Genomic DNA, 23,203 nt, shown 5'->3' with positions numbered 1-23,203 from the left:
AATCAGGCGGTTTTCATCCTATAAATCAATATGACTGCACCTCTGGACATCGTCGTCATGGCTGCCGGCAAAGGCACCCGCATGAAAAGCCGCCATCCCAAGGTGCTGCAAAAGCTGGCCGGTCGTGCCCTGTTGCAGCATGTGCTGGATACCGCTGCGCAACTCAAGGCGCGCTCGGCCGTGGTGGTGACGGGTCATGGCGCAGCGGAAGTGGAAGCGGCCATCGCCGCTGCCAATGGCGCAGATGGCGCGGATGGCACCCATGGTGCAATGGACCTGAAGTTTGTGCGCCAGGAGCCCCAGCTGGGAACCGGCCATGCCGTGCAGCAGGCCGTGCCTGCGCTCAAGGAAGATGGCTTGGTCGTGGTGCTGTCGGGTGATGTGCCGCTGACCCAGGCCGACACGCTGCAAGGTCTGCTCGATGCCGCAGGCAGCGACAAGATGGCGCTGCTGACCGTGACCATGCCCGATCCCACGGGCTATGGCCGCATCGTGCGAAACGATGCAGGCACGGTGCAGCGCATCGTCGAGCAGAAAGATGCCAGCGAGGCCGAGCGCGCCATCACCGAGATCTACAGCGGCATCATGGCCGTGCCAGCCAGGCATCTGACGGCCTGGCTTGCCAAGCTCGACAACAACAATGCCCAGGGCGAGTACTACCTGACCGATATCGTCGCCATGGCCGTGGCCGACGGCGTGCCCGTGGTGGGCCACCGCATTGCCGATGTCCTGCAGGTGGCGGGCGTCAACAGCCCGCTGCAACTGGCAGAGCTGGAGCGCGCTCACCAGTTGCGCCAGGCGCGCGAGTTGATGGAGCAGGGCGTGCGCATGGCCGATCCTGCGCGCTTCGACCTGCGTGACGATGCGCGCGGCACCAAGGCCAGCCTGAGCTGCGGCCAGGATGTGGAAATCGACGTGAACTGCATCTTTGCCGGCAAGGTGACGATTGGCGCCGGCGCGAGGATCGGGGCCAACTGCCATCTCAGCAATGTGAGCATTGCCGAAGATGCCGTGATCCACCCCTTCACGCACATCGATGGCGAGAAGGCCGGCGTGGAAGTGGGCCAGGGCGCGCTGGTCGGCCCGTTTGCCCGCCTGCGCCCCGGCGCCAAGCTGGGCCGCGAAGTGCATATCGGCAACTTCGTGGAAGTGAAGAACTCCGTCCTGGCCGATGGCGCCAAGGCCAATCACCTGGCCTATCTGGGCGATGCCACGGTGGGTGAGCGCGTGAACTATGGTGCAGGCAGCATCACTGCCAACTATGACGGCGTGAACAAGCACCGTACCGTGATCGAGGCCGATGTGCATATCGGCAGCAACTGCGTGCTGGTGGCTCCGGTGACGATTGCCGCCGGCGGCACCGTGGGCGGTGGCTCCACCGTGACCAAGAATACGGAGGCTGGTGCCTTGACGGTAGGACGTGGCAGGCAGGTCAGCATCAGCAACTGGAAGCGCCCTGAAAAGCTGCCAAAAGCCTGATGGAACAAGCGCAGCAAGCTTTGGAGAGCATGGCGCCTCAGTCCCTGGGCGAAGCGCTGGCGCTGCTGGCCAGGCGCGAGGCCGAACTGTCCGCTTTGCGCACGGCCCAGCAGGAATGGATGCATGCCGTCTCGCATGATTTGCGGGCGCCGCTGCGCCATCTGCTGGCTTTCAATCCGCTGGTTGCCGAGCTGCTGCAGTCCGCCAGTCCCGGTGCCGAAGACCTGGAGGAAGCACGCAGCTTCCTCCAGACCATGGATCAGTCCGCCCAGCGCATGGCGGCCATGTTCGACGGCTTGCTGAAGCTGAATCGGGCCCAGAGCCATGTGCTGAAGCCGCAGCCCGTGGACTTGCTGGCCTTGCTGGGAAGTCTGAGCCAGCGTCTGCAGGCAGGCGCGCAAGGCCGACGCATAGAGTGGTGTCTGCCTGCCGCAGCCCCCATGCTGCAGGCGGATCCGCATCTGCTGGAGCAGGCTTTGGATGCAGCTCTCGCCAATGCCGTCAAGTTCACGCGGGCCGTGCCGCTGGCGCGCATCCAGGTCGATGTGCAGCGTGACGGGCAGGGGGGCTGCTTCATCACCGTGGCCGACAACGGCGCCGGCTTCGAGCAGGCGCGGTCAGGCAAGCTGTTTGGCGTCTTTCAGCGCATGCATCGCGAGGCCGAGTTCGAGGGCCTAGGCATCGGCTTGGCGCTGGTGCGCGATATCTGCCGCCGCCATGGCGGCGAGGCGGAAATCCAGGCCCAGCTCAATGCAGGATGCCAGTTGCAGATGCATTGGCCCACCTGCCTGCCCTGAGTGCTCAGACCACGTTGCGGTCCAGGCTTTCCTGCTCGGCGCTCGCCGGGCTGATTCGCGTGGATTCCGGTCGCATGGGCATGGTCGATGGACTGTGCTGCCGCTCGGGTTGCTGCGTGGCATCCATCACCTGGTCGCGCCCGCCGCTCTTGGCGCTGTAAAGCGCACTGTCGGCTGCTTTTATCCACTCGGACACCGAGCCAAAACCTTCATCGGCTGCAGCAACGCCGATACTCGCACTGATGTGCAGCTGTGGATATTCGCGAATGCGTATCTGAGCAATTTTTTCGCAAATACGCATGGCGACCGAATATGCCTCCTTGGCCGTGGTGTGCTTGCAAAGCACGGTGAATTCATCACCGCCGTAGCGCCCAGCAATATCGTTGCTGCGCAGGCTGTTTCTAATCGCCAGCCCGATCATTTTCAAAACATCGTCGCCCACAATATGGCCGTACAGATCATTCACGCTTTTGAAACGGTCAATGTCAATCACCAGCAGGCAGGTCTGCTCCTTGACGGTGCGGTGCTGATGCAGCGCGGCACGGGCTTTTTTCCACCAGTAATCGCGGCTGTATACCGTGGTCAGAGGGTCAATGCGTCCCAGTAACTTGAGCTGCAGGTTCTGCCTGGCCAGAGTCTTGAGCATTCGGCTGTTGGACCAGCTTGCATAGGCGCTGTGCAGGATGATCAGCGGCAGCAGGCTGAGCTGTACCGCCAGTGGCGCGCCCCATTGCGGGGTGGGCGTTATGGCGATGCTCATGAAAAGCATGCCGCACAGCAGCGCGATCAGGGAGGGCAGCCAGCGGCGCTTCAAACCGGTATAGAAGCGGTCCGCCACGCCGATGGCCAGAATGCAGATGCTGGGCAGCAGGCTCCAGTGCATCAGAGAAATCCAGCAGCCGACGATCAGCGCATCTATCAGAGAATTGAAATACTCCGCATGGAACTGATCCTGTTGCCGGCTTGAATGCAAAAAAGCAATATGCGGCCATACCAGCGCACTGACCGTCGTGAATGCCCACCAGGCGAGATTGGTCGGGAGATATGACAGGCTCGCAGCCACCACCGCTCCGCCCAGTGCCATATAAGAGGCGCGCAGAGGGTAGGTCCGGCGGTGAATATCTCGATGCAAGGGCATCTGGTGGAATTGGCTTAAGTCAAGGTTGCGAGAATAATCTAATTAATACAATTTGTATCAAATACTGAGGGGCTTGCGCGGCATCCGCACCACACATGGCGGTTCAAAAATAAAGGCGTGCAAGTCCCTAATGATTGGGGGCTGGCAAGGGCAGTTCGGTACTGAATTTGGCGCGCTTGATGCTGAAGAAGGCTTTGACATTGCGCACATTGGCATCCTGAGTGAACAGCTTCTGGCTCAATGCCAGGTAGGCAGGCATATCGATGGTGGCAATGACGAGGATGAAGTCGGGGCCGGGAGAGACGCGCCAGCATTGCTGCACGCCGGGTTCGGCCACGGCTTTGTGCTCGAATTGCAGCAGTGAGCTGCTGTCCTGCCGGTCCAGCGAGACTTCCACAATGGCCTGCAGGCCATGGCCGGTGAGGCGGGCGATGTGTTCGCTGCTCAGGATGGCGACTTGTTTCTCGATCAGACCCAGCTCCTGCAGGCGTTTGACACGACGCAGGCAGGTAGGGGCAGATAGCTCGAGATGCCGGGCCAGGGCCTGGTTGCTCAGGCTGGCATCCAGCTGCAATTGCTGCAGCAGTTGCAAGTCGGTGTTATCCAGATTGATGGAATTTTCATTCATTTATATGAATTTTATTGAATAAATAATCAATATTCCGATTCGATGAAATTTTCAGTCATTTAGTTGTTTTTATTGATTGAAAATTTTTTATTGCAACCGTTAGCATGCTCGCTCAAACAACCTAAGGTGTACCTCTATGTGTGGCATTGTTGCTGCGGTGTCTCATCGCAATATCGTTCCGGTTCTGGTCCAGGGTCTGCAGCGACTGGAGTATCGCGGCTATGACTCCTGTGGTGTGGCTGTACAGGCCGCGGATGCCAGCGGCTTGAGCCTGGGATTGCAGCGTGCGCGCTCTACAGCCCGCGTGGCCGAGCTGATGGAGCAGGTCAAGACCGAGCATGTGGAAGGTTTCACCGGTATTGCCCATACCCGCTGGGCCACTCACGGCGAGCCAGCCGTACGCAATGCCCATCCCCACTTCAGCCATGGTCCTGGCATCTCGCCCGTGGCCGATGCCGATGCGCCGGCCCGCGTGGCCCTGGTGCACAACGGCATCATCGAGAACTACGAAGCCCTGCGTGCCGAGCTGCAGGCCAAGGGCTATGTATTTGCCAGCCAGACCGACACCGAGGTCATTGCTCACCTGGTGGACAGCCTCTACAACGGCGATCTTTTCGAAGCCGTGCAAGCCGCGACGGCTCGCCTGCATGGCGCCTACGCGATTGGCGTGATGCACCGGGATGAACCTCGCCGTGTGGTGGGCGCTCGTGCTGGCTCGCCACTGATTCTGGGTGTGGGCAAGGACGGCGCGGAACATTTCCTGGCCAGCGATGCAATGGCGCTGGCGGGTGTGACCGACCAGATCGTGTACCTGGAAGAGGGCGATCTGATCGATCTGCAGCCGGGACGCTACTGGGTCATCAGCAAGAGCGGCGAGCGCCTGACAGAGCAGCAGCGCCCGGTCAAAACCGTGATGGCGCACAGCGGCGCAGCCGAACTGGGCCCTTATCGCCACTACATGCAAAAGGAAATCTTCGAGCAGCCGCGCGCTTTGGGCGATACGCTGGAAGGCCTGAAGAACATTGCCCCCGAGCTGTTTGACGGGGTCACTTCGGAAGGCAAGACCGGCGCGGCGGCCTGGCGAGTATTCAAGGAGATCGACCGGGTCCTGATCCTGGCCTGCGGCACCAGCTATTACAGCGGCTGCACGGCCAAGTACTGGATAGAGGCGATTGCCGGCATCCCCTGCAATGTGGAGGTGGCCAGCGAGTACCGCTATCGCACCAGCGTGCCCGATCCCAAGACACTGATTGTGACCATCAGCCAGTCGGGCGAGACGGCCGATACATTGGCGGCCCTGCGCCATGCCCAGAGCCTGGGCATGAAGCACAGCCTGACCATCTGCAATGTGGCCACCAGCGCCATGGTGCGCGAGTGCGAGCTGGCCTATATCACGCGCGCCGGCGTGGAAATCGGCGTGGCATCGACCAAGGCCTTCACGACGCAGCTTGCGGGTCTGTTCCTGCTGACGCTGGCGCTGGCTCAGTCCAAGGGATGTCTCACGGAAGAGAAGGAGCAGCAATATCTGACAGCCATGCGCCACCTTCCCGTGGCCCTGCAATCCGTGCTGGCGCTGGAGCCGCAGATCATCAGCTGGGCCGAAGACTTTGCGAAGAAGGAAAACGCACTGTTCCTGGGTCGCGGCATTCACTATCCCATCGCACTGGAAGGTGCACTCAAGCTCAAGGAGATCAGCTACATCCACGCAGAGGCCTATCCTGCCGGCGAGCTCAAGCATGGCCCGCTGGCGCTGGTGGACAGCCAGATGCCTGTGGTCACCGTGGCGCCCAACGACGAACTGCTGGAAAAGCTCAAGAGCAATATGCAGGAAGTGCGTGCCCGCGGCGGCGTCCTTTATGTGCTGGCCGATGCCAAGACCAATATCGAAAGCAGCGAAGGCATGCATGTGATTCGCATGCCCGAGAACTATGGTGCCCTGAGCCCCATCCTGCACGTGGTGCCGCTGCAGCTGCTGGCCTATCACACGGCGGTGGCACGCGGCACCGATGTGGACAAGCCGCGCAACCTGGCCAAGTCGGTCACAGTGGAATAAGCCGGTTGCTTCGTGCCACGAAAAAGCGCTCCATGTGAGCGCTTTTTCGTTTTTGGCATGGCAGGTGGATGGCTGGCTTCAGCGCTGGCTAGACTCCTGCCGCTTTGAAGACCCGGCGCAGTACCTGCATGGGCAGAAACTTCACGCGGCGGCGTTTGAGTTCATGTCGGTAGAGGCGCTCCCTCTCAATGAAGTTGATTTTTTCTTTCATTGCGATGTGTCTGGATGGCTAACCCGACTAATCTAACAGTGTAGTGAGCATTTTTCGTAACACCCTGTCAGATGGATGCGGCATCAACATCCCGGCGTTGAAGCCCGCATGTCCTGGCATGCATGCAGCCATCTTGGCTCGCCTATGAAAAACGCCCCTTGCGGGGCGTTCGAGCAGAGCGATTTTGCTTACATATTATTGGGCAGCACGGTCACGATCTGCGGGAAGAACCACAGTATGACCAGTGCCAGCACCATCAGCAGGAAGTACGGTGCGCAGACGCGGGCCAAATAGGTGATCTGCTTGCCCGTCATGCCCTGCAGCACGAACAGGTTGAAGCCCACCGGTGGCGTGATCTGAGCGGTCTCCACCGTGATCACGAGGAAGATGCCGAACCACAGGGGGTCTATGCCTGCGGCCTGGATGATGGGCAGAACCACGCCGGAGGTCAGCACAATGGTGGAGATACCGTCCAGAAAACAGCCGATGAGAATGTAGAACAGGCCCAGCACCGCAATCAGCATGGCGGGCGACAGGTTCAGGCTGCCCACGTATTCAGCCAGCTGGCGTGGCAGTCCGATATAGCCCATGGACAAGGTCATGAAGGCTGCACCGGCGAGGATCAGCGCAATCATGCAGTAAAGCCGGGTGGCTCCGAACAGCGATTCCTTGAAGTTCTTCCAGCTCAGTGCACCTTGCAGGGCCGACAGAATCAGCGCTCCCATCACGCCTATGCCGGCAGCTTCGGTCGCCGTGGCAATGCCGCTGTAGATGCTGGCAATCACGCCCGAGATCAGCAGCACGACGGGGATCAGGTGGCGCGACTCGTAGACTTTCTGCTTGAAGCTCATGGTGCTGTCGGCCTTGGGCACCTTGTCCGGGTTCATCAGGGCCCAGACCACGATCCAGCCGCTGAACATCAGTGCCAGCATGATGCCTGGCAGCACGCCTGCCATGAAGAGCTTGGAAATCGACAGCTCGGCAGATACGCCGTAGACGATCAAGATGATGGAGGGCGGGATCAGGAGGCCCAGTGTGGCGGGGCCACCCAGCGAGCCGATCACCATGTTCTCGGGATAGCCGCGTTTGCGCAGCTCGGGCACATTCATCTTGCCCACGGTGGCGCAGGTGGCGGCCGAGGAGCCGGACACTGCCGCAAAAATCGTGCAGCCTATGACATTGGTGTGCAGCAGGCGGCCCGGCAGCGCATTGACCCAGGGCGCCAGACCACGAAACATGCTCTCGGACAGATTGGTGCGGTAGAGAATCTCGCCCATCCAGACAAACAGGGGCAAGGCCGTCAAGGTCCAGCTGCTGGCAGAGCCCCAGATGGTTATGGCCATGGCATCGCCTGCTGCGCGCGCGGTGAAGAATTCCATGCCGAACCAGGCAACGCCTGCCAGCGTCAGACCGACCCAGACACCGCCACCAAGCAGGGCCAGCAGCACCACGATCAGTGCAATGCTTGCGGTGATTTCATTCATGAGGGGTTCCCTCCTTCTCTACCGCCTTGCGTTTGCCCAGCAGCTCCAGCACCAGCTCGTCGCAGAACGCGATGAAGAAAACAATCGTGCCCAGAGCCATGAAGATCTGAGGAATCCACAGCGGTGTGGCGTCTATGCCCACGGAGATGTCTTCGATCTCCCAGGACTGCCAGACCAGGCGCGTGGAATAGAAAGCCAGAAAGGCCGAAAGAATGGTGGCGATGCCCAGGGCGGTCAGTTCCAGGGCCTTGTAGGCCTTGCCCTTGAGCGCACCCAGCAGCAGGGTGACGCGGATATGTTCACCTTTCTTCAAGGTGCTGGCCAGGGCCATGAAGCCGGCGCCCGCCATGGCGTAGCCTGCGTAGGCATCGGTGCCCGGGGCGCTGAAGCCAAAGAGTCTGCTGGTGATGGTCAGCAGCACCATCGCCAGCACGCCGATCATGGCGATGCCGGCAAGCCAGGCACTGCCGTCATAGAGGCCGTTGAGTAACTTGCGCATGCTTGTCTTCCTGAGAGGATGAGGTCATCGGCCACCCGCCCCGAATGACGGGGTCGGGCGAGTCGATGCAATCTGCGCCTTACTTGCCAGCCTTGTAGCCGTCGAGAATGGCCTGGCCGTCAGCGCCGGCCTTGTCCGTCCATTCCTTGATCACGGTCGCGCCGATCTTGCCCAGGTCTGCCTTGAGCTGGGCGGAGGGCTGCTCGACCTGCATGCCGCCTTGCTTGAGGGCGGCAATCGAGCGTGCATCCACTTCCCTGGACTCTTTCCAGCCGCGCTGCTCGGCAGCGGCGGCGGCCTTGAGCACGGCCTCCTGCGTGCTCTTGTCCAGCGCGCCAAAGGCCTTCTTGCTCACGGTCACGGCATTCTTGGGAATCCAGGCCTGCACGTTGTAGTAGTACTTCAGGCTTTCAAACAGCTTGTTGTCGGCACCGGTTGCGCTGGAGGTGATCAGGCCATCCACCACGCCGGTCGCCAGAGCCTGGGACAGCTCGGCCTCCTGCACGGTCACGGGCTGGGCGCCAATCAGTTCGCCAATGCGGGCGGTAGTGGGGGAGTACACGCGCCACTTCATGCCCTTGAGGTCGGCCGCGGAATTGACGGGCTTTTTGGTGTAGATCCCCTGGGGAGGCCAGGCCACGGAATACAGCAGCACCTGTCCCTGCTTGTCCAGCAGCTTTTGCAGCGCGGGTTTCTGAGCCTGATAGAGCTTGTAGGCCTCGTCATAGTTGCTCACGAGGAACGGGAGCCCGTCGGCGCCGAAGATCTGCGACTCGTTCTGGAAGCTCACCAGAAAGAATTCGCCCATCTGTGCATTGCCGGTCTGCACGGCACGCTTGATTTCGGGCATCTTGAACAGCGACGCACCAAAGTGCGGCGTGATCTTGAGCTTGCCGCCCGTGGCGGCATCCACATCCTTCACGAACAGTTCGTTGTTCTTGGAGTGAAAGTTTCCAGGCCCGTATGCGGTGGCGAAATCCCACTTGGTTTGTGCCATGGCATGACCGGCAATGCCGATGCCGGCGAGCAAGGTTGCTGTGGCGCAGAAAATGCGACGCTTCATGAGAACTCCTCGGATAAGAGATGCAGACGAATGAACTCAGGCAAGAGTTGTGCCAAAAGTAGCATTTGTCTCAACAAACATCCATGAGGGATTTCAACGAGTTTCAAAAAAACGTAGGGTGTTTTATTGCTTTGTTTCTATTGAAAATGGCATTTTGTTGAACAAGATCCCTCAAGGGGCCTTGATCCCTGCCTCTGCCAGACGCCGGGCATAGGCGGCCAGAATGATGCGCTCGGAATGCACCAGGTAGGCACTGAGCTCCTGTGCCGCCTCCGCAGGCCTGCCGGCTTCGAAGATCTGCAGAATCTTCAGGTTCATGCCCACATAGGGTGCATGCAGAAAATGCGGGTCGCGCAGCAGGCCGAAGGCCAGACGCAGCTCCGCCAGCAGATGCGAGAACATCTCGTTGAGGCGTTCGCTGTCGGCCAGGGCCACGATGGCTTTGTGAAACGCCATATTGGCTGTGCCCACCTCGGACCAGTCCTCCGCCTCGCTGTGTCGCTGGCCGCTTTCCACGGCCTCGCGCATCCGCGTCAGTGCAGGGTGCATGGGGTAAGCCTGTGCAAGGGCCTGGCACTCGATCATGCGCCGCACGCGATAGATGTCGATGATGGACGCCATGCTGGGCACGGCCACCGATACGCCCTTGTTGGGCTCGTGTACCAGCAGACCTTCCTTGGTCAGCATGCGGAACACCTCGCGCAAGGTGTTGCGCGAAATATCCAGCGCTTCGCTGAGTGCCGCTTCGGATAGTCGCTGGCCCGGGCTCAGCACGCCCTTGACCAGCTGGCTGCGTATTTCCTCGGCGATGCGTTCGGTCAGGTTCTGGACCTCTGCTGCGACTTTCATGGCGTTCCCTTTTGGCTGTCGCCAGAGTGTAGCCATCGTTCTGTTGACTCAGAGAAGTCCAAAAGAGTGGTGCGACCTAGGGTTTGCTCTATTACAAAGTCTATTTGTTCTGCAAACAATTTCATTTGTGGAATCAATCTAAATAGATTGTTCAACAATTTGAGGAATGAAGCAGATCTGAAACAGAGCTGATCAGCCTTCTTCAAAAGAGCTGGGCGGGGTTGCCGATAGCGTTCCCGTCTTTGGTAGAGCCCGCCGCGCAGCGGATCAGGGCGTGATTTCCGGAGGCTTCCATGCCTGTAGACGTAAACCTGTGGCCGCTGATCGGCGTGCTCATCATCATTGCCGGCTTCGCGCTGCGCTTTAATCCCATGCTGGTGGTCATCGTGACCGCCATCGGCACAGCCTTTGCGGCGGGCTTTCCGCTGGACAAGGTTCTGGCCGCCATCGGGACCGGCTTCATCAAGACCCGCAACCTGCCGCTCATCATCTTGCTGCCGCTGGCCGTGATCGGCCTGCTGGAGCGCCATGGCCTGCGTCAGCACGCACAGAACTGGATCAGCTCCATCAAGTCGGCCACAGCCGGCCGCCTGCTGATCGTCTACCTGGCCGCGCGTCAGCTCACGGCAGCCATCGGCCTGACCAGCCTCGGTGGGCATCCCCAGATGGTGCGTCCGCTGCTGGCTCCCATGGCCGAAGGCGCGACGGAAAACCGCTACGGCAAGCTGTCGGGCAAGGTGCGCGAGAAGCTGCGCGCCATGTCTGCTGCCACGGACAACGTGGGCCTGTTCTTTGGTGAAGACATCTTCGTGGCCTTCGGTGCGATCGTGCTGATGACCACCTTCCTGAAGGAGGCGGGTATCGAGGTCGAGCCGATTCATGTCGCGCTGTGGGGCATTCCTACGGCCATCTCGGCCTTTGCCATCCATGCCTTCCGCCTGCATCGCCTGGACAAGCAGCTGGCGCGTGAAATTGCTGCGGAAAAGAAAGTTGCCCAGGGAGAGTCGGCATGACCATCACCATTCAATACCTGTACTACCTCGTCGGCCTGGTGCTGGCGGTGACGGCCGTGATGACGCTGCGCGACGGCAGCAACCCGCGCCGTTTCTCGGCGGGCCTGTTCTGGGCGCTGTATGCGCTGGTGTTCCTCGTCGGTGATCTGCTGCCGCCCGTATGGGTGGGAGCGGTCGCGGTCGTCATGGCCCTGATTGCGGGCTTCGGCGGCGTGATGGGCGGCAAGCATCAGCCACGCACCGATGCGCAATACCTGGAAAGTGCCAAGCGCCTGGGCAACAGACTGTTCGTGCCGGCGCTGGCCATTCCGCTGATCACCATGGTGGGCACGCTGTCGGCCAAGCATCTGGTCTTTGGCGGCACTCCCTTGATCGACCCCAAGAACAGCACGCTGGTCAGTCTGGGCATAGGCTGCGTGATTGCGCTGGTGCTGGCCTGCAAGATGACACGCGAGACTCCCGTGCAGGGCCTGCGCGAGTCGCACCGCCTGATCGACGCACTGGGCTGGGCCCTGGTGCTGCCCCAGATGCTGGGCATGCTGGGTCTGGTGTTCTCGGATGCCGGCGTGGGCAAGGCCGTGGCCTATGTGACCACCACCTACATCAACATGGATGTGCGCTTTGTGGCCGTGGCAGTGTACGTGATCGGCATGGCGCTGTTCACGGTCATCATGGGCAATGGCTTTGCAGCCTTTCCGGTGATGACGGGCGGTGTGGGCGTGCCCGTGCTGGTTGGCGTCTACCATGGTGATCCGGCAGTGATGGCGGCAGTCGGCATGCTGTCGGGCTACTGCGGCACCTTGCTCACGCCCATGGCGGCCAACTTCAACCTGGTGCCCGCAGCACTGCTGGAAATTGACAAAAATGCCGTCATCCGTGCGCAGGTTCCCACGGCCATCACCTTGCTGATCGTGAATGTGTTCCTGCTCAACTTCCTGATGTTCCGTTAAGAGAGAGTTGCCATGACTGAGGCTGCCCACCGAATCCTGCTGACCGGCTTCGAGCCCTTCGACAAAGACAGCGTCAACCCCTCGTGGGAAGTGGCGCGCGCGCTGGACGGCGAGCTGATTGCGGACGGTGTGGTGCATGCCGTGCAACTGCCCTGCGTGTTCGGCGCGGCCATGGTGGTGCTCGACGAGGCGCTGGCCCGGCTGCAGCCCTCGCTCATCATCAGCCTGGGGCTGGCTGGCGGGCGCAGCGAAATCACGCCGGAGCGCGTGGCCATCAATATCGACGATGCCCGCATTCCCGACAACGCGGGCCATCAGCCCGTCGATCAGTCCGTGGTGCGCGATGCGCCCGCGGCCTACTTCTCGACCCTGCCCATCAAGGCCATGGTGCGCCATCTGCGCGATGCGGGCATTCCTGCTTCGGTATCGAACACGGCGGGTACTTTTGTCTGCAACCATGTGTTCTATGCCCTGATGCACAGGCTGTCTCGCCGTGCGGGCCCCGGCGTGCGCGGCGGCTTTATTCACATACCCGCGCTGCCGCAGCAGGCGGCACGCCAGCCTGGCATGGCCAGCATGGCGCTGGAAACGCAGATTCAGGGCATACGCACAGCCATTCATACGGCCATGACGGTGCAGCAGGATTTGCAGGAACACGCAGGTCAGCTGCATTGAGGCTGACCGGGAGACGAATGATGAAAATGGATTTGAACAGCGATCTGGGCGAGAGCTTCGGCGCCTGGCGCATGGGCGACGATGCAGCCATGCTGGACATCGTCAGCAGCGCCAATGTGGCTTGCGGCTTTCATGCCGGCGACCCGGCCGGGATGCTGGCCACGCTCAGGGCTGCCAAGGCGCGCGGCGTGGTCGTCGGCGCACATGTGGCCTACCGCGACCTGTCGGGTTTCGGGCGTCGCAACATGGATGTGGCCAGCGGCGATCTGGTGGCCGACGTGATCTACCAGATCGGCGCCCTGCAAGGTCTGGCGCAGGCGGCCGGCACCAGCGTCCAGTATGTCAAGCCGCACGGCGCGCTCTACAACACCATTGCCCAGGACAAGCGCCAGGCCATGGATGTGATCAATGCCATCAAGGCCATCAATCCCAAGCTGGTGCTGATGGCTCTGGCAGGTGCGCCCCTGATAGCCTGGGCCCGCGATGCGGGCCTCTGCGTGGTGGCCGAGGCCTTTGCCGATCGCGGCTATACGCCCGACGGCGCCCTGGTCTCGCGCCGCGAACCCGGTGCCGTGCTGCACGACGAAAACCTGATCGCCCAGCGCATGCTGACCCTGGTGCGCGAGGGCGTGATTGAGGCCGTGGACGGCAGCCTGGTGCGCGTGGAGGCAGACTCCATCTGTGTGCACGGCGACAGTCCCGGTGCCGTGGCCATTGCGCGCAACATCCGCCAGCGTTTCGAGCAGGAGGGTGTGCAGATCGCTTCCTTTGTGGAAACAGCACCATGAGTTCCATGCGCTTTTTGCCCGTTAACCGCCAGGCCATTCTGGTGGAGCTGGCCGACCTGCAGCAGACGCTGGTGCTGCTGGGTGCCTTGCAGGCCCAGCCCATAGAAGGCGTGCAGGAGCTGGTGCCTGCCGCGCGTACCATTCTTGTGCAGTTTGCGCCCCATATCATCGGCGCGGCGCAACTGGTGAGGCGCATTGCCGACTGCGATCTCAGCGGCAGCGTGCAGCGCTCGGATGTGCTGGTGCAGATTCCCGTGCGCTATGACGGCGAAGATCTGGCCGAAGTCGCGCAGATACTGGGCATCACGGCCGAGGAAGTGGTGCGCCGCCACACCGGCAGCGAATGGTCGGTGGCCTTTACCGGCTTCGCGCCGGGCTTTGCCTATCTGAGCGGCGGTGACCCCGTCTTCAACGTGCCACGCCGTGCCACGCCGCGAACCAAGGTTCCGGCCGGTGCGGTGGCGCTGGCCGGCAGCTTCAGCGCAGTCTATCCACAGGCCAGCCCGGGCGGCTGGCAGATCATTGGCGTCACCGATGCCGCGATGTGGGATCTGGCGCGCGATCTGCCGGCTTTGCTGCAGCCCGGCTACCGCGTGCAGTTTGTCGATGCTGCTACTCAAAAAGTAGCTGCTGGCGATTTATCTGGTTCGATTTCAGATAGAAAAGTATCTGAGATCAAGAGCGAACAGGCGCAAGCAGCTACGAGTTTCAATGGCTGCGCCTTGCGTGTGCGCGCCACGGGTCTGCTCACGCTGTTCCAGGACATGGGTCGCCACGGCCAGGCCGGGCAGGGCGTTTCTGCCTCCGGTGCCATGGATCAGGCCGCGTTCAAGATGGCCAACCGGCTTGTCGGCAATGCCAGCCAGCTGCCGGTGCTGGAGACAGTAGGTGGCGGCCTGTCGCTGCAAAGCGTGGGCGAGAACGTCGTTGCAGTGACGGGCGCGGATGCGCCCATCAGCATCACCACGGCCGACGGACGCCGCTGGTCTGCGCCACGCCATGCCGCGATTGCACTGGCCGATGGCGACACGCTGAGCCTTGGCCAGCCCGTGGCCGGTGCCCGCTGCTATGTGGCGGTGCGCGGCGGCTATGAGGTGGCGCCCGTGCTGGGCAGCGCTTCGACGGACACCCTGGCCCATGTCGGCCCGCCTGCTCTGCACAGCGGCCAGTTGCTGGCGGTGCAGCCGGCACGCCATGCCGTGGTGGCCGAGCTGGCCCTGCCTGCGCAGGATCTGCCAGCCCCGGACGGTGAGGTGGTGCTGGATGTCGAACTGGGCCCGCGCACCGACTGGTTCACGCCCGAAGCCGTGGCCTTGCTGGCGGCCCAGCGCTGGCAGGTCACGCCCCAGTCCAATCGCGTGGGCTTGCGCCTTGCCGGCGAGCAGGCGCTGACGCGCGCCGTGACCAGCGAGCTGCCCAGCGAAGGCACGCCGCTGGGGGCCATCCAGGTTCCCGCCAGCGGCCAACCCGTGCTGTTTCTGGCCGACCACCCCTTGACCGGCGGCTATCCCGTCATCGGTTGCGTGGCACCCCATCATCTGGATCTTGCGGGGCAGATTCCCGTAGGTGCCTGGATTCGTTTTAACCCCATCCGCGCCTTTGCAGAGCTGGTGCCTGCAAGCGCGCAATGAGGAGTGAGTTGATGAAAAAAGTTCTGATTGCCAACCGTGGAGAGATCGCCGTGCGCATCGCGCGAGCCTGCGCGGATTACGGAGTGAAGTCCGTCGCCGTCTATGCCGATGCCGATATCGATGCCCTGCATGTGCGCCGCGCCGATGAAGCCTACGGCCTCGATGGCGACAAGCCCGCCGACACCTATCTGAACATCGCCAAGCTGATTGCGATCGCCAGGCGTTCGGGTGCCGACGCCGTCCATCCCGGCTATGGCTTTCTGTCCGAGAGCGAAGCCTTTGCACAGGCCGTGCTGGATGCGGGTCTGATCTGGATCGGCCCGCGCCCCGACACCATTGCCAAGCTGGGCGACAAGGTCGAGGCGCGCAAGATTGCGCTGCAGGTCGGAGCGCCGCTGGTGGCTGGCACGCCGGATCCCGTCAAGGATGCCGACGAAGTGCTGGCCTTTGCCCAGCAGCATGGCCTGCCCATCATCATCAAGGCTGCTTTTGGTGGCGGTGGCCGTGGCATGAAGATCGCCTGGCGCATGGACGAAGTGGCCGAGCTGTATGCCTCTGCCGTGCGCGAGGCCGTGACGGCTTTCGGCCGTGGCGAATGCTTTGTGGAGCAGTTCCTCGACAAGCCGCGCCATATCGAGGCGCAGGTGATTGCCGACACGCATGGCAATGTGGTGGTGCTGGGCACGCGCGACTGTTCGCTGCAGCGCCGCAACCAGAAGCTGGTGGAAGAAGCGCCCGCACCCTTCATCACCGAGGCGCAACGTGAACGCATTCACAGCGCAGCCAGAGCCATCTGTGCGCAGGCAGGCTATATCAGCGCCGGAACCGTGGAATTCCTGCTCAGCGGCAATGGCGCCATCTCCTTCCTTGAGGTCAATACCCGCTTGCAGGTCGAGCACACCGTGACCGAGGAAACCACGGGCATCGATCTGGTGCAAGAACAGCTGCGTGTGGCCGACGGCTTGCCGCTGTCTTTCACGCAGACTCCGGCACCACGGGCCCATTCCATCGAGTTCCGCATCAATGCCGAAGATGTGGGGCGCGGCTTTCTGCCCACACCGGGTCTGATCACGCGCTTTGCCCCTCCTTCGGGGCCGGGCGTGCGACTCGATTCGGGCGTCGAAACCGGCTCGGTGATCCCCGGCACGTTCGACTCCATGATGGCCAAGCTCATCGTCACCGGGGCCACGCGTGAGCAGGCCCTGGCCCGTGCTCGACGTGCGCTGGCCGAGTTCCGCATCGAGGGCGTGGCTTCGGTGCTGCCTTTCCACAAGGCCGTGCTGAATCAGGCCGACTTTGTGGGGACTGCGGGCTTCAATGTCCACACCCGCTGGATCGAGACCGAGTTTGCCGAGCCGCTGGCAGCGGCTGCTCGCGCCGAACCTGTGGCTGATACCAGCCTGCTGCGCACGGCCATCGAGATCGACGGCCGCCGCGTGCAGCTGGGCCTGCCCGCCATGCTGCTGCAAGGTCTGTCCGCGCCGACGACTGGCGTGTCTCAGGCAGCCGCGCAGCAAAGCGTGGACCCTGAGGCGGTCATCTCGCCGATTGCCGGCAATCTGCATGCCTGGAAGGTCGCCGATGGCGACGAGGTCAAGGAAGGCGATGTGATCGCCGTGATGGAAGCCATGAAAATGGAAATGCAGGTCTCGGCCCACAAGAGCGGTCGTGTCACATTGGCCGCGCAGGCAGGCTCTGCACAGACCTTGGGCGCCGTGATCGCGCATATCCGATAGGCATAGCCAGCCCCGCTCGAAGCGCGACCTCTGTGTCGCGCTTTGTTTTTCTAGCCTCGCTTCACGCAGCTCATGGCCATGGCCACCAGTGCGTCGAGAAACTCGGGTGAGCGGGCCTGCTGCGGCACATCGTGCACGGCACTGTGAATGATCTCGCGCAGGCCCTGGCCCAGCAGATAGGCAGCCAGTGGCAGGTTGTCGGTCTGTACCTGCGAGCCATGCATCTGCAGCAGTGGCAGCCAGGTGGTGTTGATGAATTCCTCCCGGCTGGCCTGCGGTGCATGCCACAGGCCCAGATGCAAGGCCGTGCGATAGCGCGTGTGGAAAGCATGGCTGAGCTGATGCAGGCGCTGCTCGACCCGAATCATGTTCGCAAAGACCTGGCGCAATATGGCTTCGAGCGACAGGCCCTGCAACTGCTCGCGCATCTGGAAAAGCTGCTCGGATTCCTGATCGAGCAGGCGTTCATACACTGCCGCAATCATGGACTCCTTGTTGGGAAAGTATTGGTAGATGGAGCCCACGGCAGCACCCGACACCTCTGCAATGCGATTGACCGTGAGAGCGTCCTCGCCCTCTTTTTCGAGAAGGCGCAGACAGGCTTCGGCAATGGCATCGACCAGCGCTCTGGAGCGTGCCTGCACAGGCTGTTTGCGCGGTTGCGGCAACTGGTCCTTGGGGCGTGGGGTGGTGGGCGCTTCCATGAAATGCAAGTCCTGTCTTCGGTTTATCTGTTGGCGCTGATTTTTTCTTTTTCTATCAATGACTTGCGACGTCTTTGAGGGGGCTGGAATGCGAGTGGAAAAACGCACTCCCTCTGCCTAGACTTTGTACCAGGCAGCTCACCATCCTAGCGCTAATGAGCGGCCCGACAGAGCCTGAGGCAGACGCGGTGGAGGAGACAGAAGCGCTGCACTCGGGCAAGACATTGCATAGAGGAGAAAGCCCATGTCATCCCCCATCTCGGTTCGGATTCTCGGCCCGCGCATCGGTGCCGAAGTGCTGAAGCTGGACCTGGCAGACCCGTTGTCTGCGCAAACCTTGCAGGAGTTGGAAGCCGCCCTGCTCAGACATGAAGCACTGGTGCTGCATGTGCCCGATATGACGCCCGACCAGCATCTGGCGATTGCCCGGCATTTTGGCGAGGCCGAAGTCCATACCTTCTATCCCAATCTGGGCCAGGGCTATGAGCAGATCACAGTCATAGACTCCAAGCTCGGCGACCGCGCCGATATGTGGCACCACGACGAAAGCTTTCTGCCCAGTCCGCCCATCGTCACCATGACCCATGCGCGCATCCTGCCGCCCACGGGTGGAGATACCTGCTGGATCAGCATGACCAGTGCCTACGATGCGCTGTCGCCGCAGATGAAGCAGTACCTCGATGGTCTGAGTGCCTGGCATGACATGAACAGCCCCATGACGGCGGCGCTGCAGCATGGAATCTGCACGCATGAGCGCTATGTGGAAGTGGTCGCGCAAAACCGTCGCCAGTTGCACCCCATGGTGAGCGTGCATCCGCTCACGGGGCGCAAGGCGCTCTACGTCAGCCCCACCTATGTCACGCATATAGATGGTCTGCCACAGGCTGAAAGCCGTGCCATCCTGGCCTATCTGCATGCGCACTGCATGCAGGTGGAGTTCCTGTTCAAGCACCGCTGGGTACTGGGAGATATGGTGATCTGGGACAACCGCAGCGTGGTGCACAACGCCATCATGGACTATGCGCCGCACCAGCGTCGCATGCACCGTGCATCGGTGTTTGCACGCCAGGGCGCTGCCGCCCAGAAGCACAACGAACAGGAGGCAGCATGCGCCACGACGGACTGAACCGGGAACTGCTGTCCAGATACGCGCCGCGCCCGGGCCGCAAGCCGCTGCTGCCCTCGCTCGGTGATCGCCAGCAGCTTGCGCTGCTGTGCCGCGTGCTCTCGCGCGAAGGCTATAACGACCATATCGCGGGCCACATCACGCTGCGCCTGGATAACGGCAGCTATCTGGCCAATCCCTGGGAGCTGACCTGGAGCGAGCTGACGGCATCGGACATCCTGCGGCTGGATGCACAAGGCCAGGTGATCGAGGGCGACTGGAACATCACTCCGGCCATCCGGCTGCACATGGACGTGCATGAAAAGCGCCACGATGTGCGCGTGGTCATCCACAACCATCCCGAATGGAGCTCGGTCTGGTCGGCCACGGGCAAGGTGCCGCCGGTGTATGACCAGACCTCGGCCCTGGTCGATACCGACCCCGTGGTCTATGACGAATACCGGGGCACGGTGGAGCAGCGTGAGCTGGGCAATGCCGTGGCCAGCGCACTGGGCCAGAGTAAATGGGCGCTGCTGGCCAATCATGGTGCGCTGGTGGTGGGCGAGAGCATTCGACAGGCGCATCTGCGTGCCATCACGCTGGAGTGGCGCTGCCGCCTGGCCTGGCGGGTGCAGGCGCTCGGTGGCGGCACCCCCTTGAGCGATGCCGTGATCCAGGCGACCGGAGCGCGCACCGACCTCAACGGCTTTCCCTTCCTCTGGGAAGCCATGTGCCGCGAGGAAATCCGCCGAGACCCCCGCGTGCTGGACTAAGCCCGCTCTGGCTTCCCGCTCGCTGAGAGTGGGAAGCCAGGACTGCATCGATCTGCCGAAAGCTCTCTTATGTCCATTCATGAATCACCGCTCCCGCAGCGTCCCCGGCTGCTGCTGCACACGGCGCTGACGCCAGCCATGCGCGAGAGACTGCAGCTGCAGTTCGAGCTGCTTGACGCGGCTGCGCTTGATAGCTCCCGCAGCAGCTCGCTGTCTGGCCAGGTGCGCGCAATGCTGTGCAATGCGCAGTCCGTCATCGGCAGCGAGCAGTTGCTGCAGTGGCCTGCACTGGAGCTGATCGTGATCATTGGCGTGGGCATGGACGGCATCGATCTCGACGCCGCAGAGCAGATGGGCATCCAGGTGCGCAACACGCCAGCTATCTCTGCCGAAGATATCGCCGATCACACGCTGGCTTTGCTGCTGGCTGCCACGCGCGAGATTGTGCAGGCCAATGAGTTTGTGCGGCACGGTCGCTGGTTGCGGGGACGGTATCCACCCACCTTGCGTTTTTCGGGGCAGCGCATGGGCATCGTTGGCCTGGGGCGCATCGGCCGTGCTGTGGCCAGGCGGTCGCAGGCCTTTGATATGTCGATTGCCTATACGGGGCGTGCTCCCAAGAACGATGTGCCGTACCGCTGGTGCGGCAGTGTGCTGGAGCTGGCCGCAGATGTGGATTTTCTCGTGCTGTGCGCCAGCGGCGGGCCTGCAACCCGGGGGCTGATCGATGCCGAAGTGCTGCAGGCCCTGGGCCCGCAAGGCGTGCTGGTGAATGTGGGGCGTGGCTCCATCGTGGATGAAAAGGCGCTTCGGCAGGCGTTGCAGGAACGCACGATTGCGGCTGCGGCGCTCGATGTGTTCGTGCATGAGCCGCAAGTGCCCGAAGCCTTGATGGATCTGCCCAATACGGTGCTGACGCCGCACATGGCAAGTTCCACACGGCATGGCCTGCAGGCCATGCTTGCGCAGGCCGAGGTATGCCTGCTGCAGCACTTCGGACTGCCCGAAATCACAGATTGAACCGCCGCATGTTTGCACCCTGCGGGTAGAGGTTTTTGCCGGGGGGGTTGACCTTTACATGATGTCAATCTCTACAGTGGCCTTCAACGTGAATGGAGAACGCGATGAATGCACTGACCAAAAGCGGAGCCTTTGAGCTGTCTGTCGAAGGAATGACCTGCGCATCCTGCGTGGGCCGGGTGGAGCGGGCGCTCAAGAAAGTGCCCGGTGTGCAGGAGGCCGTGGTGAATCTGGCCACGGAAAAAGCCAGCCTCACCATGGCCGATCCGGCGCAGGCTGTGGCCATCCTGCCGCAGGCCGTGGCGGCGATTGAAAAAGCAGGTTATGCGGTACCCGCGCAAAGCGTGGACTTGCAGGTGGGCGGCATGACCTGCGCGTCCTGTGTGGGCCGCGTGGAGCGGGCGCTCAAGAAAGTGCCCGGAGTGCAGGATGCGGTGGTGAATCTTGCGACCGAGCGAGCCAGCGTGCAGCTGCAGGGCAGCGTGGATGTGAGCAGCTTGATTGCAGCGATAGAAAAGGCCGGCTATGAAGCCCAACCCGTGCTGCACAACGTTGCCGCAACCGGGGAGGACGCCGCAGCCCAGCGCCAGGCGCAGGAGCGCGAGTCGCTCAAGCGCTCGCTGATCTTTGCGACCGTGTTCGCACTGCCCGTGTTTCTGCTGGAAATGGGCGGTCACATGGTGCCCGCATTCCACCACTGGATTGCGGGCAGCATCGGCACACAGAACAGCTGGTACATCCAGTTTGCGCTGACGGCCGTGGTGCTGTTCGGGCCGGGTCGGCGCTTCTTCGATAAAGGCGTGCCCGCCCTGCTGCGCGCTGCGCCCGATATGAATTCGCTGGTCGCCGTGGGCACCTCGGCGGCGTTTGCCTATTCGGTGGTCGCGACCTTTGTGCCGCAATGGCTGCCCGCAGGCACCGTGAATGTGTACTTCGAAGCCGCGGCCGTTATCGTGGCGCTGATCCTGCTGGGCCGCTTCCTGGAGGCGCGTGCCAAGGGCAATACCTCGGAGGCCATTCGCCGTCTGGTGCAGTTGCAGGCCAAGACCGCGCGCGTGCGCCGCGATGGCCAGGTCCAGGAAGTCGATATCGCCCAGGTGCGTGCCGGCGATCTGATCGAAGTGCGCCCCGGCGAGCGTATTCCCGTCGATGGCGAGGTCATCGAAGGCCGCAGCTTTGTCGACGAATCCATGATCAGCGGCGAGCCCGTTCCGGTCGAGAAGGCGGAAGGCGCCGAAGTGGTGGGCGGCACGGTCAATCAGAATGGCGCGTTGGCTTTCAGAGCCACCAAGGTGGGCGCCGATACGCTGCTGGCGCAGATCATCCGCATGGTGGAGCAGGCCCAGGGCAGCAAGCTGCCGATCCAGGCGCTGGTGGACAAGATCACCATGTGGTTTGTGCCGGCCGTCATGGCGGCGGCCCTGCTGACTTTTGTGATCTGGCTGATCTGGGGCCCCGATCCCGCGCTGAGCTTTGCCCTGGTCAATGCCGTGGCCGTGCTCATCATTGCCTGCCCCTGCGCCATGGGGCTGGCCACGCCGACTTCCATCATGGTGGGAACCGGGCGTGCCGCGCAAATGGGAGTGTTGCTGCGCAAGGGCGAGGCACTGCAGCAACTCAAGGATGCCAGGGTGGTGGCGGTGGACAAGACCGGCACGCTGACCCGTGGCCGTCCCGAGCTGACCGACCTGGTGCTGGCCGATGGCTTTGAGCGCGGCGCGGTGCTGGCGCAGGTGGCTGCCGTGGAGGATCGCAGCGAGCACCCGATTGCGCGTGCCATTGTCGATGCGGCCAAAGCCGAGGGGCTGGAGGTTCCGGCCATCAGCGACTTCGCATCGGTGACCGGTTTCGGCGTGCGTGCCCTGGTGCTTGGCGACCAGGTGGAGATCGGTGCAGACCGCTTCATGCGCGAACTCGGCCTGAGCGTTGAGGGCTTTGCGGCCGAGGCCGAGCGCCTGGGCAGCGAAGGCAAGACGCCGCTGTATGCCGCCATCGGCGGCAAGGTGGCAGCCATGATTGCCGTAGCCGATCCCATCAAGCCCAGCACCAAGCCCGCGATCGATGCCCTGCACGCACTGGGCCTGAAGGTGGCCATGATTACCGGCGACAACCGCCACACGGCCGAGGCGATTGCCCGGCAGCTGGGCATTGACGAGGTGGTGGCCGAGGTCCTGCCAGGCGGCAAGGTCGAGAGCGTGAAGCGCCTCAAGGCCGAACATGGCACGCTGGCCTATGTGGGCGACGGCATCAACGACGCGCCGGCCCTGGCCGAGGCCGATGTGGGCATCGCCATAGGCACGGGCACCGATATCGCGATCGAGGCGGCCGATGTGGTGCTGATGTCGGGCGATCTTTCGGGCGTGCCGAATGCGATTGCGCTGTCCAAGGCCACCATGAAGAACATCGGCGAGAACCTGTTCTGGGCCTTTGCCTACAACGTGGCGCTGATACCGGTGGCGGCAGGTCTGCTCTATCCGTTCAACGGCATGTTGCTGTCGCCGGTGTTTGCGGCCGGAGCCATGGCGCTTTCGAGCGTATTCGTGCTCTCCAACGCGCTGCGGCTCAAGCGCTTCAAACCGGCTCTCTGAAAAGAGGGCATGGGGTGGG

General features: G+C 62.4%; 21 protein-coding genes. 14 read left to right on the top strand and 7 right to left on the bottom strand.

Annotation, left to right across the window (positions count from 1 at the left end):
- Nucleotides 1–30: 30 nt before the first annotated feature.
- Together glmU and AAIL66_RS13805 are read left to right on the top strand one after the other, a co-directional pair.
- Nucleotides 31–1,479 carry a bifunctional UDP-N-acetylglucosamine diphosphorylase/glucosamine-1-phosphate N-acetyltransferase GlmU gene (gene glmU / locus AAIL66_RS13810; protein ID WP_343496964.1) on the top strand — a complete coding sequence of 483 codons (1,449 nt, stop codon included), beginning with the start codon at nt 31–33 and terminating at the stop codon, nt 1,477–1,479.
- Entirely contained in the window at nt 1,479–2,276 is a 798-nt protein-coding gene (locus tag AAIL66_RS13805) for a HAMP domain-containing sensor histidine kinase (RefSeq protein ID WP_343496963.1), read from the top strand. Before glmU ends, AAIL66_RS13805 begins: the two co-directional genes overlap by 1 nt.
- Nucleotides 2,277–2,280: 4 nt before the next feature.
- Here the strand turns inward: AAIL66_RS13805 and AAIL66_RS13800 are convergent, their stop codons facing one another.
- Both AAIL66_RS13800 and AAIL66_RS13795 read right to left on the bottom strand, forming a co-directional pair.
- Nucleotides 2,281–3,414 (bottom strand): diguanylate cyclase AdrA, encoded by a 1,134-nt coding sequence (locus AAIL66_RS13800; protein ID WP_034357223.1) that lies wholly within the window; start codon nt 3,412–3,414, stop codon nt 2,281–2,283.
- Between the two features lie 127 nt (nt 3,415–3,541).
- On the bottom strand, nt 3,542–4,042 hold the full coding sequence (locus AAIL66_RS13795) for an Lrp/AsnC family transcriptional regulator (protein ID WP_034390856.1): 501 nt from the start codon (nt 4,040–4,042) through the stop codon (nt 3,542–3,544).
- Nucleotides 4,043–4,178: 136 nt separating this feature from the next.
- Here AAIL66_RS13795 and glmS point away from each other — a divergent pair, with 136 nt between their 5' ends.
- Nucleotides 4,179–6,095, top strand: a complete 1,917-nt coding sequence (gene glmS, locus AAIL66_RS13790) for a glutamine--fructose-6-phosphate transaminase (isomerizing) (protein WP_343496962.1) — start codon at nt 4,179–4,181, stop codon at nt 6,093–6,095.
- Nucleotides 6,096–6,129: 34 nt separating this feature from the next.
- Nucleotides 6,130–6,342: a hypothetical protein gene (locus AAIL66_RS13785; RefSeq protein ID WP_343496961.1), complete on the top strand. Its 213-nt coding sequence runs from the start codon at nt 6,130–6,132 to the stop codon at nt 6,340–6,342.
- A gap of 152 nt (nt 6,343–6,494) precedes the next feature.
- Here AAIL66_RS13785 and AAIL66_RS13780 read toward each other — a convergent pair whose 3' ends face one another.
- The 4 genes from AAIL66_RS13780 to AAIL66_RS13765 all read right to left on the bottom strand — a co-directional run bounded on the left by AAIL66_RS13780 (nt 6,495) and on the right by AAIL66_RS13765 (nt 10,201).
- Complete coding sequence (locus AAIL66_RS13780; protein WP_343496960.1) at nt 6,495–7,790, bottom strand: TRAP transporter large permease subunit; 1,296 nt, start codon at nt 7,788–7,790, stop codon at nt 6,495–6,497.
- Nucleotides 7,783–8,289, bottom strand: coding sequence for a TRAP transporter small permease subunit (locus AAIL66_RS13775; protein WP_034357232.1), 507 nt, complete (start codon nt 8,287–8,289; stop codon nt 7,783–7,785). Before AAIL66_RS13775 ends, AAIL66_RS13780 begins: the two co-directional genes overlap by 8 nt.
- 79 nt (nt 8,290–8,368) lie before the next feature.
- On the bottom strand, nt 8,369–9,352 hold the full coding sequence (locus AAIL66_RS13770) for a TRAP transporter substrate-binding protein (protein ID WP_012836943.1): 984 nt from the start codon (nt 9,350–9,352) through the stop codon (nt 8,369–8,371).
- Between the two features lie 171 nt (nt 9,353–9,523).
- Nucleotides 9,524–10,201 (bottom strand): GntR family transcriptional regulator, encoded by a 678-nt coding sequence (locus AAIL66_RS13765; RefSeq protein WP_003074324.1) that lies wholly within the window; start codon nt 10,199–10,201, stop codon nt 9,524–9,526.
- A gap of 293 nt (nt 10,202–10,494) precedes the next feature.
- Between AAIL66_RS13765 and AAIL66_RS13760 the strand changes: the two genes are divergently transcribed.
- From AAIL66_RS13760 to AAIL66_RS13735, 6 genes are read left to right on the top strand one after another with little or no spacing between them, the layout of a single operon-like run.
- Entirely contained in the window at nt 10,495–11,214 is a 720-nt protein-coding gene (locus tag AAIL66_RS13760) for a DUF969 domain-containing protein (protein WP_034364184.1), read from the top strand.
- Entirely contained in the window at nt 11,211–12,164 is a 954-nt protein-coding gene (locus AAIL66_RS13755; RefSeq protein WP_034357240.1) for a DUF979 domain-containing protein, read from the top strand. Before AAIL66_RS13760 ends, AAIL66_RS13755 begins: the two co-directional genes overlap by 4 nt.
- 12 nt (nt 12,165–12,176) lie before the next feature.
- Nucleotides 12,177–12,839, top strand: coding sequence for a pyroglutamyl-peptidase I (pcp, locus tag AAIL66_RS13750; protein ID WP_034381375.1), 663 nt, complete (start codon nt 12,177–12,179; stop codon nt 12,837–12,839).
- Between the two features lie 20 nt (nt 12,840–12,859).
- Nucleotides 12,860–13,627: a 5-oxoprolinase subunit PxpA gene (locus tag AAIL66_RS13745; RefSeq protein WP_034357668.1), complete on the top strand. Its 768-nt coding sequence runs from the start codon at nt 12,860–12,862 to the stop codon at nt 13,625–13,627.
- Between the two features lie 5 nt (nt 13,628–13,632).
- Entirely contained in the window at nt 13,633–15,258 is a 1,626-nt protein-coding gene (locus tag AAIL66_RS13740) for an urea amidolyase family protein (RefSeq protein WP_343497004.1), read from the top strand.
- Between the two features lie 11 nt (nt 15,259–15,269).
- On the top strand, nt 15,270–16,994 hold the full coding sequence (locus AAIL66_RS13735; RefSeq protein WP_034357245.1) for a biotin carboxylase N-terminal domain-containing protein: 1,725 nt from the start codon (nt 15,270–15,272) through the stop codon (nt 16,992–16,994).
- A gap of 50 nt (nt 16,995–17,044) precedes the next feature.
- Here the strand turns inward: AAIL66_RS13735 and AAIL66_RS13730 are convergent, their stop codons facing one another.
- Nucleotides 17,045–17,698, bottom strand: coding sequence for a TetR/AcrR family transcriptional regulator (locus tag AAIL66_RS13730; RefSeq protein WP_034381378.1), 654 nt, complete (start codon nt 17,696–17,698; stop codon nt 17,045–17,047).
- A 244-nt stretch (nt 17,699–17,942) separates the two neighbouring features.
- On the opposite strand from AAIL66_RS13730, the gene AAIL66_RS13725 reads away from it, so the two are divergent.
- The 4 genes from AAIL66_RS13725 (at nt 17,943) to AAIL66_RS13710 (ending at nt 23,184) form a co-directional block, all read left to right on the top strand.
- Nucleotides 17,943–18,824, top strand: a complete 882-nt coding sequence (locus AAIL66_RS13725; RefSeq protein ID WP_343496959.1) for a TauD/TfdA family dioxygenase — start codon at nt 17,943–17,945, stop codon at nt 18,822–18,824.
- Nucleotides 18,806–19,576 carry a class II aldolase/adducin family protein gene (locus tag AAIL66_RS13720; protein WP_343496958.1) on the top strand — a complete coding sequence of 257 codons (771 nt, stop codon included), beginning with the start codon at nt 18,806–18,808 and terminating at the stop codon, nt 19,574–19,576. The genes AAIL66_RS13725 and AAIL66_RS13720 overlap by 19 nt, the downstream gene beginning before the upstream one ends.
- A gap of 69 nt (nt 19,577–19,645) precedes the next feature.
- Complete coding sequence (locus AAIL66_RS13715) at nt 19,646–20,596, top strand: 2-hydroxyacid dehydrogenase (protein ID WP_343496957.1); 951 nt, start codon at nt 19,646–19,648, stop codon at nt 20,594–20,596.
- Nucleotides 20,597–20,700: 104 nt separating this feature from the next.
- A complete protein-coding gene (locus AAIL66_RS13710) occupies nt 20,701–23,184 on the top strand; it encodes a heavy metal translocating P-type ATPase (RefSeq protein WP_343496956.1) in 2,484 nt (827 codons plus the stop codon).
- The last annotated feature ends 19 nt before the right edge of the window (nt 23,185–23,203 follow it).

It is taken from the genome of Comamonas sp. F1-6 (assembly GCF_039581415.1).
GTDB lineage: Bacteria > Pseudomonadota > Gammaproteobacteria > Burkholderiales > Burkholderiaceae_C > Comamonas > Comamonas thiooxydans.
Note: the sequence above shows the minus strand (reverse complement) of the source record. Positions and strands in the feature narration are given on the sequence as shown.